Source organism: Pseudonocardia autotrophica (genome assembly GCF_003945385.1).
Taxonomy (GTDB): domain Bacteria; phylum Actinomycetota; class Actinomycetes; order Mycobacteriales; family Pseudonocardiaceae; genus Pseudonocardia; species Pseudonocardia autotrophica.
Genome location: NZ_AP018920.1, coordinates 5,074,392 through 5,090,134 on the forward strand (window position 1 = coordinate 5,074,392; position 15,743 = coordinate 5,090,134).

Sequence of the window (15,743 nt, forward strand, 5' to 3'; positions counted from 1 at the left end):
TCCCGGGCGGGCATGCCCCGGCACATCGGAGCGGCGGCCGATCCCGGCCTCCGACGCCGGTCGGACGGCACCGGCGGTCCTCATCCCGCGGGCGGCTCCCCGGCGACGTGCCGCAGCGCCGTCCGTGCCGCCCGGATCCCGTCGGCCGCCGACTCGGCGAGCAGCGCGGCGCTACCGGAGCGGATGTCTCCCGCCGCGACGATCCCGGGTCGGGAGGTCATCAGGTCGTCGTCCACGACGAGATGCCCGGTCCCGTCCCGCCGCACGAGATCGGCGAGCCGGTCGGTGTCCGGTCGCAATCCGATCTGCACGAGCACCCCGGCCACCGGCTCCTCGGTCTCGGCGCCGGTGGCGAGGTCACGGACGACCACCGAGTCGACCCGGTCGGCACCGCCGATGGCGGTGACCGTGGCCCCGGCCCGGAAGCTGACGCCGTCCATCGCGGCGGTCCGTGCGACGAGCTCGTCGCGGGCGGTCGGGGCCGGGCCGTCGTGCACGATCAGCACCCGGGACGCGTACCCGGCCAGCACCGCCGCCTCGTCCATCGCCGAGTCCCCACCGCCGACGACGACCACGTCGCGATCCCGCAGCAGCGGCCCGTCGCAGGAGGCGCAGCGGGTCACCCCGCGCCCGTTCAGCCGTTCCTCGCCGGGCACGCCGAGGCGTCGCCGCAGGGAACCGCCGGCCAGCACGACCGCCGCCGCGGCGAACTCCTCGCCGCCCTCGGCGACCACCCGGAACCGGTCGCCGTCGGCGACGATGCCGGTCACCTCGGCGAGCGTCACCGCGGCGCCGGCCGCCTCGGCGTCGTCCATCAGCAGTGCGCCCAGGTCGTAGCCGGCGATCGGCCCGGGACGGCCGGGGGCGTTGGTGACGGCGTCCACGGTCGCCACCTGCCCGCCGACCGTGCCCCGGTCGAGCACCAGCACGTCGGCGCCGCCGGCGGCCGCCTCCCGCGCGCAGGTGAGGCCGGCGATCCCGGCACCGACGACGATCACGTCGTACCCCGGCACCGGGTTCACCGCCACTCGTCGATCGAGACCGTGACGACCGGGCGGGACCCGATGATCTGCCAGTAGCCGTTGGTCCCGCCGCCGACCACGACGACGCCGACGTCGCGTTCGGCGAACATCGGGATCTCCTCCTCGGGTGCCGCCCGCAGCCGCGTCGCCAGCGGTTCCTCGCCGGAGGTCGCCCGCGGCTGGATGTAGTTGCGCACCAGCTGCAGATCCCAGTAGCGGTCCGCGCGCATGGTGGCGGTCCGGTGGATCCAGGAGATCAGCGCGGCCTTGTCGGTGAAGCCGCCGCGCTCCACGAACTGGGCGGCCGCGAGCGGATCCAGCAGCAGCGTCGGCGCGCCGACCACATCGGTGCCGCGCAGCATGTCCTGCACGTGCTCGCGCCAGTGCTCCTCGCGCAGGCCGAGCCCGAAGGTGGTCGAGCGCCCGCCCTGGAACACGGTCACCGTGCTCTCCCGCGGATGGTGCCCCCGCTGGACGTGCAGCGGCTCCCAGGGGCTGCGTTCCTCGTTCTCGGCGAACGTGACGTTGTTGTAGGTGAGGCCGTTGCCCTGCGATCCCATGTACGTCTCGCCGGGCACCGAGCCGCCCTGCAGGTTCTGCGAGGCCAGGCCGAACGCGCGTCCGATGGTGGCGTTCGCGTGGTTGTAGGGGCCCATCGCGCCGATCCCGCTGTTCATCCCGATCTCCTCGCGGACCGGCCCGTTCACCACCACCATCGCGGACGCCGAGCTGGACGAGCTGCTGCGCGCCGAGTGCCCGCCGGCGGCCAGCGCGAGGATCACCGGCAGGTACTCGGGCCGGGCGCCCGCCATGACGGCGTTCACCGCGACGTTCTCCACCGTGTAGATCCAGGCACCGCGGTTCGCCGTGGGCTGCATCCGGCCGACCACCTCGCCGGGGTCGCGGCTGGTGCCGCGCAGCATCTCGGCCACCCGGCGCTCGGTCGGCAGCACGATCGGGAGCATGTCGGTCCAGGACCGTTCGAGGAACAGCTCGTGCAGCCGGTCCTCGGAGTCGGCCGGCAGCAACCGCCGGGTGCCGGAGCGGCCGGATCCCACGGCTCCCGCCCCCGCCCCAGCCACCGGTCCGATGGCTGGTCCGGTGGCGGAGGTCAGTCCGTCGAGGATCCGGCGCATGACCGGGCCGCCGCGCACCGGGTCGTCCCCGTGCACGTACTCCCGCAGCTGCGCGGCCGAGCGGCCCATCACCGGCTGCGGCACGAACACCTGCGTCAGCTCGGCGAGCCCGCCCATCCGGGCCACCGAGCCGACGACCCGGTGGAAGGTCTCGGTGTGCACCGCGACCGCCGGCACCCCGTACCGGGTCTCCAGGGTGATGGCGTGGGTGGTCACCGCGGGCGCGCAGGTACTGCAGTGCCCGACCCCGAGGATCGCCACGCCGCCCTCCGCGGCGATCCTCGTCCACAGCTGCGGGTCGTCGGTGGCGTAGGTGCCCGTCAGCTGCACCATCGTGGTGCGGACCGCGGGCATCTGTTCCTCGAACCAGGTGCCGATCTGCCGCAGCAGCTCCACCGAGTCGTCGAACCGGCTGTCGACCAGGAACACCGGTCGGCCGTCCAGGGTGGCCGTCCGCTCGGCCGGGCTCCTGCCGCGCACCGACGGCGGTGTGCCGGTCGGGTCGTGCACCACCACGCCGGTCCGCTGCCGGTCCTCGGTGGCGGCCGCGCTCGTCACGAGGCCGTCCGCAGGTCGGCCGGGGCCTGCCCGGCCAGCCACCGCTCGGCGTCGATCGCAGCCGAGCAGCCCGAGCCGGCAGCGGTGACCGCCTGCCGGTAGTGCCGGTCCACCAGGTCGCCGCAGGCGAACACCCCGTCGACGGCGGTCCGGGTGGTCCCGTCGAGCGTGCGGACGTAGCCGTCCGGGTCCAGGTCGAGCCGATCGGCGACCAGCCCGCTGCGCGGATCGTGGCCGATCGCGACGAACACCCCGGCGACCTCCAGATCGGACTCCGAGCCGTCCCGGACGTCGCGCAGCCGCAGCCCGCCGACCGCGCCGTCACCGGTGACCGCGACGACCTCGCGGTGGGTCGCCCAGCGGATCGCCGGGTTCGCCTGAGCCCGCTCCAGCATGATCTGCGACGACCGGAACGTGTCCCGGCGGTGCACGACGGTGACGCTGCGGGCGAACCGGGTGAGGAACTCCGCCTCCTCCATCGCCGAGTCCCCGCCACCGACGACGGCGACGTCGCGGTCCCGGAAGAAGAACCCGTCGCAGGTCGCGCAGGACGAGACCCCCCGCCCGAGCAGCTCCTGCTCCCCCGGCACGCCGAGATAGCGCGGCGCGGCACCCATCGCGAGCACCACCGCACGGGCCCGGTGCACCTCGCCGTCGGTCACGATCTCCTTGACCGGGCCGTCCAGCCGGATCTCGTCGACGTCGCGGGGCCGCAGGTCGGCGCCGAACCGCTGGGCCTGCGTCCGCATCCGTTCCATCAGGCCGGGCCCGTCGACGCCGTCCGGGAAACCGGGGTAGTTCTCCACGTCGGTGGTGGTCATCAGGGCGCCGCCGTAGCTGGAACCCTCGAACACCAGCGGGGCCAGCCGGGCCCGGGCGGCGTAGACCGCCGCGGTGTACCCGGCCGGGCCGGACCCGACGACGACGAGATCGTGCACCGGGGCGCTCACGGCGATTCCGGCTGGTCGCTGAGCCACACGTCGGCGAGCCGGCGGCCCTGGTGGATCGGGACCGGGTGCAGGTCCTGGGTCCGTGTCGAGAAGATCGTGTAGTCGAACTTCTGGATCGGGTACAGCGCCTGCACGATCTCGGTCTCCATCCGGGTCTGCATGGCCCGATGCAGCTCACGCTGCTCGTCGGGGTCGGTGGTGGCCCGGGTCAGCTCGTAGTTGTCGACGAGCTCCTGGTCCTCGATGAGCGCGTAGTTCTCGATGTAGCCCGGCGTGAAGTCGCGCCAGGCCTGGTCGGGCAGGTGCACGGTCCGGAGCGCCTTCGTCATGGCGAACTCGTGGTTGCGCCGGCGCTCGATCCCGGTCCCGGGATCGACGGTCTCGATGGTGACGTCGATCCCGACCTCGGCCAGGTCGGCCTGCATCCACTGGGCCTCGCGGACGTCCTCGTCGTCGACCCGCTGCACGAGCAGCGTGGTCGCGAAGCCGTCCGGCAGGCCGGCCTCGGCGAGCAGCTGCCGGGCCTGCTCGGGGTCGTACGGGCGGATCTCGCGCACCTCGTCCTCGGTCAGCGCGGCGTCGGAGACGTCCGGGCGCAGGATCGAGGTCAGGTTGAAGGAGCCGCGGATGGTCTCCCCCATCCCCTCCCAGTCGATCGCGAGTGCCACCGCACGGCGCACCCGCACGTCGTCGAACGGCTCCTCACGCGGGTTGAGGTAGAAGCTCACCGGCGCACCGGGCGTCTCGTCCACCGTGAAGTCGCCGTCGCGGAAGTCGTCGGCCACGTTGACGTCGCTGGTGGTGCCCACGTCGAGGCGGCCGCTGCGCAGGGCAGCGGTGGTCGCCGCGGTGTCGCTGATGACCGGTCGCCGGACCTCGTCGAGGTACGGGCGGTCGGCGATGTAGTAGTCCGGATTGCGCTGGAACACCCACTCGACGTCGGGGGTGTGCTCGGTGAGCAGGAACGGCCCGGTGCCGATCGCGATCGTGTCCAGGTCGTACTGCCCCTCGATTCCTTCCCGCGGAACCATCAGGAAGGTGTGGTAGGCCACGTACTCCAGCAGCGGGGCGAACGGCCGGTCCAGGGTCAGCACGACGGTGTGCTCGTCCGGCGCCTGCACGGTCTGCACCGCCTCGAGCATGTAGGCCTGCAGCCCGCGCTCCTTCATCGCGGTGATCGTCGCGACCACGTCGTCGGCGACGAAGGGCCTGCCGTTCACCGGCTCGACGTCGTGCCAGGTGACGTCCTGGCGCAGGTTGAAGGTGTAGGTGAGGCCGTCGTCGGAGATCTCCCACGACTCGGCCAGATCGCCCTCCAGCTCCATGTCGGTGACGTCGGGGCCGGTGCGCCAGTCGAGCAGCTTCCCGTACACCGAGCCGGAGATCAGCCCGGTGGCGCTCGGGTCGGAGCTCTCCAGCGGGTGCAGGTCGGTGGAGACCTCGGAGGGCAGCTGCCAGACCAGCGATCCGCCGGGACGCGGCTCTCCGACCGGCTCGTCGCTGCCGCCGCCACCTCCCCCACCGGCTCCGCAGGACGACAGCACCAGTGCTCCGGCCAGCAGCAGCGCCGCGGCGCGTCCCGCTCTCACACCGTCTCCCGGTCGAGCTCGCCGGTGACGTCCAGCCCGACCAGCGGCACCGGGCCGGCGAGGTCGCCGGCCGCCGCCGGGATGTAGGCGAAGTTCTTCGCCCGGGCCCCGCCGTCGACGACGAAGTCCTGGCCGGTGATCAGCCGGGCCTGGTCCGAGCACATCCAGGCCACGCAGTGCCCGATGTCGGTCGGCGTGCCGGTGGTGCCCATCGGCACCATCGGCACCCGGTCACCGCTCCAGCGGGCTGGCCGCCGCCACGACTCGTCGCCGGTGCCCCCGCCGATCCCGTTCCGCGGCCGATCCATGATCGACTTCCCGTCCGGCCCGGTCAGTGCCGGGTTGTCCGGGGTCGGCGCGGTCGGGGTGAAGGAGTTGACCCGGATCCCGTAGGGGGCCAGGTCCATCGCCGCGGCCCGCACGAAGTTGTTCACCCCGCCCTTGTGGAACGCGTAGGCGATCACCCCGGCCGAGCCGGACCAGCCGTTCGACGACGAGACCATCACGATCGAGCCGCGGGTGCCGCGCTCGGCCATGTGCCGTCCGACCGCCCTGGTGTTGAGGAAGCTGCCCAGTCCGGCGACCCGCACGGCGCGATCGAAGAACTCGGCGCTCTCGTCGAGCACCCCCTTGCCGCCGAGCAGCGCCGCGTTGTTGACCAGGATGTCGATCCCGCCCAGCTCGCCGACGACCCGTTCGACGTAGCCGGCCACCTGGTCCTCGTCGGTGACGTCACCGGGTACCGCGATCGCCCGGCCGCCGTTGCGCTCGATCCGCTCGACGGCGGCGGCCGCCGCGTCCGGGTCGATGTCGTTGCAGGCCACGGTCGCGCCGTAGCGCGCGAGCGCCAGGCCGATCCCGCCGCCGATGTTCGGACCGGCTCCGGTGACCAGGGCCACCTTGCCGGCGAGTGAGATCTCCACTGTGCATGCTCCTAGTCGGGTCGTCGGTCGGTCGGTTCGGTCGCGTCGAGTTCCTCGGCGGCCCGGGCCAGTCCGGGGGCGAGGCGGGCCGGCGGGCGGGGCCGCCACCAGCGCCGGGACTCGGCGAAGGTGGCGTGCTGCAGGCGCGGGTCCAGGTGGTCGCGCAGCGCGTCGCCGAGCAGGTTGAGGCTGAACACGGCCAGCGAGAGCAGGATCGCCGGGACGACGATCAGCCACGGCGCGCGTTCCACGTACCGGACGCCCTCGGAGAGCATCAGCCCCCAGGACGGGGTCGGCGGCGGCGCGCCGATGCCGAGGAAGCTCAGCGCCGACTCGGCGATGATGACCCCGGCGAAGATCAGGCTGGCCAGCGTGAACACCGGCGCGACGATGTTCGGCAGGATGTGCCGGGACAGGATCCGGCCGGTCCCGGCGCCGGTGGCCCGGGCCGCCTCGACGTAGCGTTCCTCGCGCACCCGCAGCGTCTCGCCGCGGGCGATCCGGTTGAACGACGGTGTGATCACCACGGTCAGCGCGATGATCGTGTTGCGCACCGACGGCCCGAGGATCACCGCGATGAACAGCAGCAGCACGATGCCGGGGATCGCCTGCACGGCGTCCATCACCCGCTGCAGGACGATGTCGACGCCCCGGCCCGCGTAGCCCGAGATCACCCCGATCGTGGTGCCCAGCACCAGGCTGACCGCGGTGGTCACCACCCCGATCAGCAACGAGGTCCGTGCCCCGTGCAGCGAACGGCTCAGCACGTCCCGGCCGAGGTCGTCGGTGCCGAGCAGGAACCGGGCGGACGGGCCGTCGAGGATGTCGCGGCGGAACTGCTCCAGCGGGTCGTACGGCGCCACCAGCGGCGCCAGCAGCCCGGCCAGCACGAACAGCGTCAGCACGATCAACGCGATCCCGCCGAGCGGCTGGGCGCGGACGAACCGGCCGATCGCACCGGGGACGGCGCGCAGCCGCGCGGGGGTGGCCGGTGCGCTCACGAGAGTGCCCTTCCGGTCCGGATCCGCGGATCGACCAGTGCGTAGAGCAGGTCGATCACGATGATCGTCACCACGAACAGTGCCGCGTAGAAGATCGTGCAGGCGACGACGACCGGATAGTCGCGCTCCAGCACCGAGGAGTAGATGAGCTGCCCGGTCCCCGGGATCCCGAACATCTGCTCCAGGATCACGGTGCCACCGAGCACCGTGGCCAGCTCCAGCCCGAGCAGCGTGAGCACCGCGATCGTGGAGTTCCGGGCGGCGTGCTTGCCGACCACGGTGCGCTCCCGGGCGCCCTTCGCTCGGACCGTGCGCACGTAGTCCGACCCCAGCGACTCCAGCAACGACGAGCGCGCCATCCGCGCGGTTCCCGCCATCCCGGCGGTGCCCAGCGCGATCACCGGGATCGCCATCTGCTGGATCCAGTTCATCGGATCCTCGGTCAGCGGCCGGTAGGCCAGCGGCGGCGACCAGTTGAGCCAGACCGCGCACGCGGTCAGCGCCAGCAGTGCGACGACGAAGTTCGGCACCGACAGGAACGCGACCGCGAAGCTCCGCACGGCGCCGTCGATCGCGGAGCCGCGGGTGACGGCGGCCAGCACGCCGAGCGCGATCCCGGCGACGGTCGCGAACAGCATCGCCAGCAGGCCGAGCGAGACGGTGACCGGCACCCGTTCCAGGAACAGCTGGGTCACCGGTGCGCCGCCGCCGTAGAACGACGTCCCGAGATCACCCTGCACGGCGCCGGCCAGCCAGGTCGCCAGCTGCGTCCAGACCGGCACGTCGAGGCCGAACTCGGCGCGCAGCGCGGCGATCTGCTCCGGGCTCGCACCGGAGTCGGCCAGCTGCATGGTCACGGCGTCGCCGGGGACCAGCCGCATCAGCACGAACACCAATGTGGTCACCAGCGCCATCACCACACCGCCGTAGGCGAGCCTGCGCAGCACGTAGCGGATCATGAGCGCACCGCCTCGGAGGTGCGCGGCCCGGCCAGCAGGCAGGCGACGTCGCGATCGGCGACGACCCTGCGCAGCTCGGGCCGCTCGTCGCGGCAGGCGGCCTCGGCGTGCGGACAGCGTGTGTGGAACCGGCACCCCGGCGGCGGATCGATCGGGCTGGGTACCTCGCCGACCGGTGTCACCTCGTCGGCCGGGCCGGCGGTGGCCAGATCCGGCACTGCGGAGACCAGCATCCGGGTGTAGGGGTGCTGCGGGTCCCGCAGCACCGCGTCGCCGTCCCCGCGCTCGACGATCTCACCGAGGTACATCACGCAGACCTCGTCGGACATGTAGCGGACGACGTTCAGGTCGTGCGCGATGAACAGGTACGACAGCCCGCGCTCGGCCTGCAGGCTGCGGAGCAGGTTGAGCACCTGGGCCTGCACCGAGACGTCCAGCGCGGAGACCGCCTCGTCGCACACGATCAGTTCCGGGTCGGTGGCCAGCGCGCGGGCGATCCCGATCCGCTGCGCCTGGCCACCGGAGAACTGGTGGGCGTAGCGGTTCAGGTCGCGGGCGCCCAGCCCGACCCGTTCGAGCAGCTCGACGACCCGGTCGGCGAGCGCGGCCCCGCGGGCGATCCGGTGCACCACGAGTGGTTCACCGACCGCCTGCAGGACGGTCATCCGCGGGTTCAGCGAGCCGTGCGGGTCCTGGAAGACGATCTGCATCCGGCGGCGCAGCCGGCGCAGCTCCGCGCCGGAGGCGGCGCCGAGATCGGCACCGTCGAACGACAGCGTCCCCGAGGTCGGTTCGAGCAGCCGCAGCGCGAGCCGGGCCACCGTGGACTTGCCGGATCCGGACTCCCCGACCAGGCCGACCGTGCGGCCGCGCGGGATGCTGAGCGATACGCCGTTGACGGCCTGTACGACGCCGCGCCGACTCCGGAAGTGCTTGACCAGGTCGTGGGCCTCGAACAGCGCCGGGTCGTTCACCGGGCACCGGCCGGGCGGCCCGTCGGCGCACACCCGGTCCGGTCGGTGGTGGTCTGACACATGTGGGTCTCCCGTCGGACTCCGTCGGCCGTGTGCTGCGAGCACGCTAGAAATCGCGCCGGGTCGCCCACCAGACCGCCTTTCACCAGGGAGAAGGCGGTGCGCAGGTTTACGGGTGGTGTCGCAGTGCGCGCCGCGACGGATGACGTAGCTGCGCTGTTCGGCCGAACTCCGTGACACACAGTGATAGACGAATGCGGCATTTCGGATCCGTGTCGCATCACAACTGACGACCTTCCGCCCATCGCGGTCACTACTCAACGTGACTCGATCAGTTCGCTACACAGACCGAGCTGCTCCCACAAGCCCGGAAGTGCCGACTTTGCCCTGGCCAAAGCCATCACTCGAATGTTGGTATCCGTGTCACGCTATGCGTATGGCTTCGGTCGCGAGACCGTCCCGCGGACGCAGTCCGAGACCAACTTGCAGGGGAAATGATCTTGCTCTCAACTACATGGAGTGACGCTCCGTGCGCAATCCGGTGGATCGGCGACGCCGTCTCGGCACCACCCGCCGTCCGCGGCCAGCAGGTCGTACCGGCCACCGTCGATCCGGCCGCCGCGCACACCGCGTTCGCGCACGACCCGGCGGTCACCGCCCGCAGCGCCGGCTCGGTGCCGGTGCTGAGCTACCACGAGATCACCCCCGAACCGGACGGCGCGTTCACCATCGCCCCGAGGTGTTCGCCGAGCAGCTGGCGATGCTGCGCGCCGCAGGCTTCACCTCGGTGTCCGCGCAGACCCTGCTCGACGCGCGCACCGACCCGTCGGTGCCGCCCGAACGGCCCGTCACGATCACCTTCGACGACGGCACCGGCGGCGTGTGGCGCTACGCCGATCCGCTGCTGGAGCAGTACGGCTTCCGCGGTGTCGCGTTCGCGATCACCGGGCGGGTCGGCGAGCACTACCCGTACTACCTGACCTGGGACGAGCTGACCGCCATGCGCGAGACCGGGCCGGTGGGACCTCGCGAGCCACACCGCAGCCGGTCACGACCGGCACGACGTCGGCGGCGGGGATCTCCGGCCGTTCCTGATCAACCGGCTGGTCACCGCGGACGGCACACCGGAGACCCCGGAACAGGCCCGCGCCCGCATCACCATCGACGCCGACACCGCGATCGGCACGCCCGAACAGCACGGGCACGGACGCCCGCGCTGTTCGCCTACCCGTTCAGCGCCTCGCTGACCCCGAGCGACGATCCCGCGCTCGCACAGGCGGGCCGGGACATCCTGGCCGCTCGCTACGAGCTGCTGTTCACCAACGACAGCGCGCGGCGCTAAGTTGCGCAGCCCCGGCACCACAGCGCGACCGTCGGGTCAGCGCTCGGCGGACCCCGGCGCCCCGCTCTGCGCCGGGACCCGCTCGACCTCCTCGGCCAGCCAGCACCGGCTGATCCGGTTCTCCCCCGTCCGGACCACCGGGGGCACCTCGATCCGGCACCGGTCCTCCGCCTGCGGGCAGCGCGGATGGAACCGGCAGCCCTCCGGCACCTCGGCCGGGTTCGGCACGCTTCCCGGGATCACCGTCAGCAGCTCATCACGTCCGGTGTGGACGGTCGGGACGGAGCCGATCAGCGCCCGGGTGTAGGGGTGGGTGGGCGCGGACAGCACCTCGGCGGCGGTGCCCCGCTCGACGACCTGGCCCGCGTACATCACCACCACCCGGTCGGCCATCCTGGCCACCACCGACATGTCGTGCGTGATGAGCAGCAGTGCCGCGCCGTGCTCGCGCTGCAGCCGTCGCATCAGCGCCAGGATCTGCGCCTCGACGGTCACGTCCAGCGCGGTCGTCGGCTCGTCGGCGATCAACAGCTCCGGATCGCAGGCCAGCGCCATCGCCACCCCGACCCGCTGCTGCTGGCCGCCGGACAGCTCGTGCGGGTAGGAGCGCATCCGACGCTCCGGATCGGGCAGCCCCACCTCGCGGAGCAGTTCGACGGCGCGCTCGCGGGCCTGCGCCCGGCCGACCGGCCGGTGCACCCGGATCGCCTCGACGACCTGGTCGCCGATGCTGAACAGCGGGTCCAGCGCGCTCATCGGGTTCTGGAAAACCATCGCGATCTCGGCGCCGCGCAGCCGGCGCAGCCGCTCCGGCCCGGCGCCGGCGATCTCCTCGCCGCGGAACGACACCGATCCGCCCGCGACCCGGCCGCTGCCGAGCAGCCCGAGCACCGCCAGCGAGCTGACGCTCTTGCCCGAGCCGGACTCGCCGACCAGCGCGACCGTCTCGCCCGGCCCGACGTCGAACGAGACGCCGTCGACCACCCCGAGCGGACCGGCCGCCGTCGGGAACTCGACGCGCAGGTCCCGCACGTCCAGCACCGGGTTCACGACGCGGCCCCGCCGACGTGCACCGGGTGCGTGGTGCGCGACCAGCCGCCGAAGCCGAACGGCCGCACCACCAGCGACATCCCGGCGTTGCGGGCGCCGGTGACCACGATCGGCAGGTGCTCGGGCTCGGGCACCATCGGGAACGGGGCGTCGTCCGGGGCGTCCCCGGCCGCCCGGCCCTTTCCGACCGCCCGCAGATCGGCGGCGGTCCGCACCGCGTGCTCGCTGATCCAGGCGGCGACGTCGGCCTTGCCGAACCCGCCGTCGGCCAGCATCCTGGCGTGCTCGACGCCGAGCAGCAGGCCCGCCGACGATCGTCCGCCGACCACGGTGCCGGTCCGGGCCACCGTGTCCGCGATGTCGCGGAGCAGATCCTCCGGATCGGTGGAGTCCCGGTTGTCGATGAACTCGCAGGTCCGGATCAGCATCGCGGAGACCGAGCCGGTGCCGGGCGCGGCGCCGAGCTCCACCGAGAGCGGCTCCCAGGGGCTCTCCTCCTCGTTCTCCCCCACGCACACCGCGAACCGGCCGGGCAGCCCCTGGGTGGCCTGGTCCAGCTCGTGCGGGCGGATGCCGAGCACGTTGCGCACGGTCAGCCCGATCGCGCGGGCGATCGTCGCGTTCGCCCGGAAGCCGGGCCCCACCGAGCCACCCGCCGAGTTGATCCCCAGCTCGGCCCGCACATCGCCGTTCACCACGATCAGCGGGGCCGGGCCGCTGGTGCTCTGCCAGCCGCCGCCGGTGACGACCCGCTGAGCCATCAGCGCGTCCCACGCGGCCAGCACGACCGGCAGGTACTCCGGGCGGCAGCCGGCCATCGCAGCGTTCACCGCGACCCGTTCGACGGTGCACTCCCGGCCCAGGCTGCCGGCGTGCGCGACCACCTCGGCGGGATCACGCGGGGTCGCCGCGAGGAACTCGTCGCGGGTCGCCGCGGTCACCGGGACGACCGGGAGGCCGTCGGTCCAGTCCTGCTCGTAGGCGTGCTCGATCCCGGCCCGGGCGATGTCCACCGGATCGACGGCGGTCGCGGCGCCCGCACCCGTGGCACTCACCGGGCACCCGCCCCGCTGCGGTCCGCACCGTTCCCGCGCTGATCGCCCGGGCCGGCCGGGCCGTGCAGCAGCCGGGTCAGTCCGGGCAGCACCTCGCCGGCCCGGGCGGTCACCCCGGCGGCGTCCAGCGAGGCGACCGGGTGCGGCACGATCGCGTACTCGTAGCCGGGGCTGCCGCGCAGCCCGGCCATCGCATCCGCGGTCGTCCGGAAGGCCTCGCTGATCAGCACCGCGGCCGGGACCCCGGCCGCCTCCAGTGCGATGCCGTCGGTGACGGCGGACGCGCTGCACGATCCGCAGTCGCCGACCCCGACGAGCACCACGTCGCACCGTTCGACGAGATCGGCGAGGACCTCCGGCGCGACCGGGTCGTTGATGTGCGGCTTGATGTGCCGGGCGGCGGGCACCGTGCCGTACTGCTGCGCGAACCGCTCGGCGACCGCGTCGAGCAGCTCCGCGGCGTTGCGTTTGGTGTTGAGCAGCAGGCCGAGCCGCAGCCCCGCCAGGTCCGCCGGGCGCGGAGCGAGTGCCGCGCCCGCCGCGGCGACCGGATCGGCTGCCCCGGTCGGGTCGATCATGGTCTCGAACATGGCGGGTCCCGTCGTCGGAACTGGGGGGTCGCGAACACGCTAGAAAGCCCGCCGCCGAACCCGCCAGACCACCTTCCACCAGGCAAAAGGGTTCGGCTCACCGCGCGACGGATGACGTAGCGGCCACGGGTCGTTCGCGCGTACCCACCGACCGCGGCGCTGCCTAACGTCGGGGCCCATGACGTCGCACGACCGACCTTCCGTACAGGTGATCAGCGCGCATTCCGGGGACTTCGTGTGGCGGGCGGGTGGTGCGCTGGCGCTCTACGCCGAGCGCGGCCACGACGTGCGCATCGTCTGCCTGAGCTACGGCGAGCGCGGCGAGTCGCCGGGCCTGTGGCGAACTCCCGGGATGACCGTCGACGCCGCGAAGGCCGCCCGGCGCGACGAGGCGGAGGCGGCCGCCGCTGCACTCGGCGCGAGGATCACCTTCCTCGATCTCGGCGACTACCCACTGCGGATCGACGACGACGGCTTGTCCCGGATCGTCGCGGAGATCCGGGACGCGGCCCCCGAGGTGCTGCTCACCCACGTCGCGAACGACCCGTACAACCGCGACCACGACGCCGCCCACGAGGCGACCCTGCTGGCCCGCCAGGTCGCCCAGGCCGCCGGGCACGATCCGTCGACGCCGCCGATCGGTGCGCCGCAGGTGCTGCAGTTCGAACCGCACCAGCCCGAACAGTGCGGCTTCGTCCCGAACCTGCTGCTCGACATCACCCCGGTGTTCGAGCGCAAGCGCAAGGCGATGGAGTGCATGGGCGCGCAGTCGCACCTGGTGCAGTACTACACCGATCTCGGGCTGCGCCGCGGCGTGCAGGCCGTCCGCAACGGCGGCGACCGGTCGATCGTGCAGGCCGAGGCCTACCAGCGGGTCTTCCCGATCGTCGGGGACGTGCTGCGGTGAGCGGGCACGTGATCGTCCGGACCCGGCGCGGCCCGGATCCCGGCGTGCTCGCCGAACTGGCCCGCCACGGCGTCGCGACGGTGCACGAGGCGCACGGCCGGCGTGGCCTGCTCGCACCGGAGATCCGGCCGATCCAGCGCGGTGCGCGGATCGCGGGCCGCGCGGTCACCGTGCTGTCGCACCCCGGCGACAACCTGATGATCCACGCCTGCATCGAGCAGTGCGGGCCGGGTGACGTGCTCGTCGTCGCCACCACCTCACGCTCCACCGACGGGATGTTCGGCGAGCTGTTCGCGACCCAGCTGCAGCACCGCGGGGTGCTCGGGCTGATCAGCGACGCCGGTGTCCGCGACGTCGCCGAGCTGACCGCGATGGGCTTCCCCGCCTGGTCGCGGGCGGTACACGCGCAGGGGACCGCGAAGGCCGTGCCCGGCTCGGTGAACGTGCCGGTCGTCGTCGCCGGGCAGCGGATCGACCCCGGCGACGCGGTGATCGCCGACGACGACGGTGTGCTCTGCGTCCCCCGCGCCGAGGCCGCCACCGTCGCCGAGGCCGCCGGCACCCGCGCCGCGAACGAGGAGGACAAGCGCCGCCGGTTCGCCGAGGGCCTGCTCGGCCTGGACCACTACGACCTGCGCCCCACCCTGGAACGGCTGGGCGTGCGCTACGTCGACGACCCCGAGGGAGACCGAGCATGAGCACCGTCGTCCTGCTGCACGGAGCCTGGCACGGCGGATGGGCGTGGCAACGGGTGGTCCCCGGGCTGCGCGCCGCCGGCCACGAGGTGCACACCCCGACGCTGACCGGCCTCAGCGACCGGGCCCACCTGCTCACCCCGCAGGTGGGGCTGTCCACGCACGTCCAGGACGTCGTCGCGCTGCTGGAGGCGCACGACGCCCACGACGTGGTGCTGGTCGGGCACAGCTATGCGGGCCAGGTCGTCACCGGGGTCGCCGACCGCATCCCGGACCGGCTGACCCGCCGGGTGTACCTGGACGCCTTCGTCGGCGACGACGGCGACGCCGCGATCGACCTGCTCCCGCCGACCGTCGCCGGGCACTACCGGGAGGCGGTGGCCGGGCCGGGGTTCGGCTGGCTGGTCCCGGTCCGGCCGCTGGAGCGGCTCGGCGTCACCGAGCAGGCCGACCTGGACTGGCTCACCCCGCGCCTCACCCCGCACCCGTGGCTCACCTACACCGAGCCGCTGCGGCTGACCGGGAAGGGCGACGACGTACCCGCGGTGTTCATCGAGTGCACCGACTGGATGCGGGTCTTCCGCGAGCACGCCGGGCGGGCCGCCGAACGCGGCTGGCCGGTGCACGAGATCGCCACCGGCCACGAGGCGATGGTGACCGCACCCGACGAGCTCACCGCGCTGCTGATCGAGCAGGCCCGCTGATGGAGTTCCTGGTCCGCACCGAGAACCTGCTCCCGGTCGACACCCCGGCCGCCACCCGTGACGAGCTGAAGGCGGGCGAGCGCGCCCGCGCCGTCGAGCTGCGCGAGGCCGGGATCCTCAAACGGCTGTGGCGGGTCCCCGGGCGCAACGCCACCGTCGGGCTGTACGAGGCGGAGGATCCGGCGGCGCTGCACGACGCGCTGGCGTCGCTGCCGATGTTCCCCTGGATGGACGTGACCGTCGAAGCGCTGGCCACGCACCCGCAGGAGCGCTGAACCCGATACCCCG

16 protein-coding genes are annotated in these 15,743 nt (G+C 73.1%); 5 read left to right on the top strand and 11 right to left on the bottom strand.

Going from position 1 to position 15,743, the window contains the following annotated elements:
- Positions 1–80: 80 nt before the first annotated feature.
- From Pdca_RS23690 to Pdca_RS23720, 8 genes are read right to left on the bottom strand one after another with little or no spacing between them, the layout of a single operon-like run.
- On the bottom strand, positions 81–1,022 hold the full coding sequence (locus Pdca_RS23690) for an NAD(P)/FAD-dependent oxidoreductase (protein WP_158092179.1): 942 nt from the start codon (positions 1,020–1,022) through the stop codon (positions 81–83).
- On the bottom strand, positions 1,019–2,716 hold the full coding sequence (locus tag Pdca_RS35730; protein ID WP_158092178.1) for a UGSC family (seleno)protein: 1,698 nt from the start codon (positions 2,714–2,716) through the stop codon (positions 1,019–1,021). Before Pdca_RS35730 ends, Pdca_RS23690 begins: the two co-directional genes overlap by 4 nt.
- A complete protein-coding gene (gene trxB, locus Pdca_RS23695; RefSeq protein ID WP_197719809.1) occupies positions 2,713–3,666 on the bottom strand; it encodes a thioredoxin-disulfide reductase in 954 nt (317 codons plus the stop codon). Before trxB ends, Pdca_RS35730 begins: the two co-directional genes overlap by 4 nt.
- Positions 3,663–5,255 carry an ABC transporter substrate-binding protein gene (locus Pdca_RS23700; protein ID WP_085913231.1) on the bottom strand — a complete coding sequence of 531 codons (1,593 nt, stop codon included), beginning with the start codon at positions 5,253–5,255 and terminating at the stop codon, positions 3,663–3,665. The genes trxB and Pdca_RS23700 overlap by 4 nt, the downstream gene beginning before the upstream one ends.
- Positions 5,252–6,178, bottom strand: coding sequence for an SDR family NAD(P)-dependent oxidoreductase (locus Pdca_RS23705; RefSeq protein ID WP_085913230.1), 927 nt, complete (start codon positions 6,176–6,178; stop codon positions 5,252–5,254). The genes Pdca_RS23700 and Pdca_RS23705 overlap by 4 nt, the downstream gene beginning before the upstream one ends.
- Positions 6,179–6,189: 11 nt before the next feature.
- Positions 6,190–7,179: an ABC transporter permease gene (locus tag Pdca_RS23710; RefSeq protein WP_085913229.1), complete on the bottom strand. Its 990-nt coding sequence runs from the start codon at positions 7,177–7,179 to the stop codon at positions 6,190–6,192.
- Positions 7,176–8,138: an ABC transporter permease gene (locus Pdca_RS23715; protein ID WP_085913228.1), complete on the bottom strand. Its 963-nt coding sequence runs from the start codon at positions 8,136–8,138 to the stop codon at positions 7,176–7,178. The genes Pdca_RS23710 and Pdca_RS23715 overlap by 4 nt, the downstream gene beginning before the upstream one ends.
- The gene (locus tag Pdca_RS23720; RefSeq protein ID WP_085913262.1) at positions 8,135–9,112 is read right to left on the bottom strand and encodes an ABC transporter ATP-binding protein; all 978 of its coding nucleotides are present in this window, start codon (positions 9,110–9,112) and stop codon (positions 8,135–8,137) included. Before Pdca_RS23720 ends, Pdca_RS23715 begins: the two co-directional genes overlap by 4 nt.
- 739 nt (positions 9,113–9,851) lie before the next feature.
- Here Pdca_RS23720 and Pdca_RS23725 point away from each other — a divergent pair.
- Positions 9,852–10,454 (top strand): polysaccharide deacetylase family protein, encoded by a 603-nt coding sequence (locus Pdca_RS23725; RefSeq protein WP_085913227.1) that lies wholly within the window; start codon positions 9,852–9,854, stop codon positions 10,452–10,454.
- A 36-nt stretch (positions 10,455–10,490) separates the two neighbouring features.
- Here the strand turns inward: Pdca_RS23725 and Pdca_RS23730 are convergent, their stop codons facing one another.
- The 3 genes from Pdca_RS23730 to Pdca_RS23740 are packed head-to-tail and all read right to left on the bottom strand — an operon-like array spanning position 10,491 to position 13,149.
- Positions 10,491–11,504, bottom strand: coding sequence for an ABC transporter ATP-binding protein (locus tag Pdca_RS23730; protein ID WP_085913226.1), 1,014 nt, complete (start codon positions 11,502–11,504; stop codon positions 10,491–10,493).
- On the bottom strand, positions 11,501–12,559 hold the full coding sequence (locus tag Pdca_RS23735; protein WP_085913225.1) for a hypothetical protein: 1,059 nt from the start codon (positions 12,557–12,559) through the stop codon (positions 11,501–11,503). The genes Pdca_RS23730 and Pdca_RS23735 overlap by 4 nt, the downstream gene beginning before the upstream one ends.
- The gene (locus tag Pdca_RS23740) at positions 12,556–13,149 is read right to left on the bottom strand and encodes a UGSC family (seleno)protein (RefSeq protein WP_174824401.1); all 594 of its coding nucleotides are present in this window, start codon (positions 13,147–13,149) and stop codon (positions 12,556–12,558) included. Before Pdca_RS23740 ends, Pdca_RS23735 begins: the two co-directional genes overlap by 4 nt.
- Before the next feature lie 178 nt (positions 13,150–13,327).
- Here Pdca_RS23740 and Pdca_RS23745 point away from each other — a divergent pair, with 178 nt between their 5' ends.
- Genes Pdca_RS23745 through Pdca_RS23760 form a run of 4 tightly spaced genes read left to right on the top strand, consistent with a single transcriptional unit; the run spans position 13,328 to position 15,730 of the window.
- Positions 13,328–14,056, top strand: a complete 729-nt coding sequence (locus Pdca_RS23745) for a PIG-L deacetylase family protein (protein WP_085913224.1) — start codon at positions 13,328–13,330, stop codon at positions 14,054–14,056.
- The gene (locus Pdca_RS23750; RefSeq protein WP_232021157.1) at positions 14,053–14,754 is read left to right on the top strand and encodes a 4-carboxy-4-hydroxy-2-oxoadipate aldolase/oxaloacetate decarboxylase; all 702 of its coding nucleotides are present in this window, start codon (positions 14,053–14,055) and stop codon (positions 14,752–14,754) included. Before Pdca_RS23745 ends, Pdca_RS23750 begins: the two co-directional genes overlap by 4 nt.
- On the top strand, positions 14,751–15,455 hold the full coding sequence (locus tag Pdca_RS23755) for an alpha/beta fold hydrolase (protein WP_085913223.1): 705 nt from the start codon (positions 14,751–14,753) through the stop codon (positions 15,453–15,455). Before Pdca_RS23750 ends, Pdca_RS23755 begins: the two co-directional genes overlap by 4 nt.
- Positions 15,455–15,730: a muconolactone Delta-isomerase family protein gene (locus tag Pdca_RS23760; protein WP_085913222.1), complete on the top strand. Its 276-nt coding sequence runs from the start codon at positions 15,455–15,457 to the stop codon at positions 15,728–15,730. Before Pdca_RS23755 ends, Pdca_RS23760 begins: the two co-directional genes overlap by 1 nt.
- The last annotated feature ends 13 nt before the right edge of the window (positions 15,731–15,743 follow it).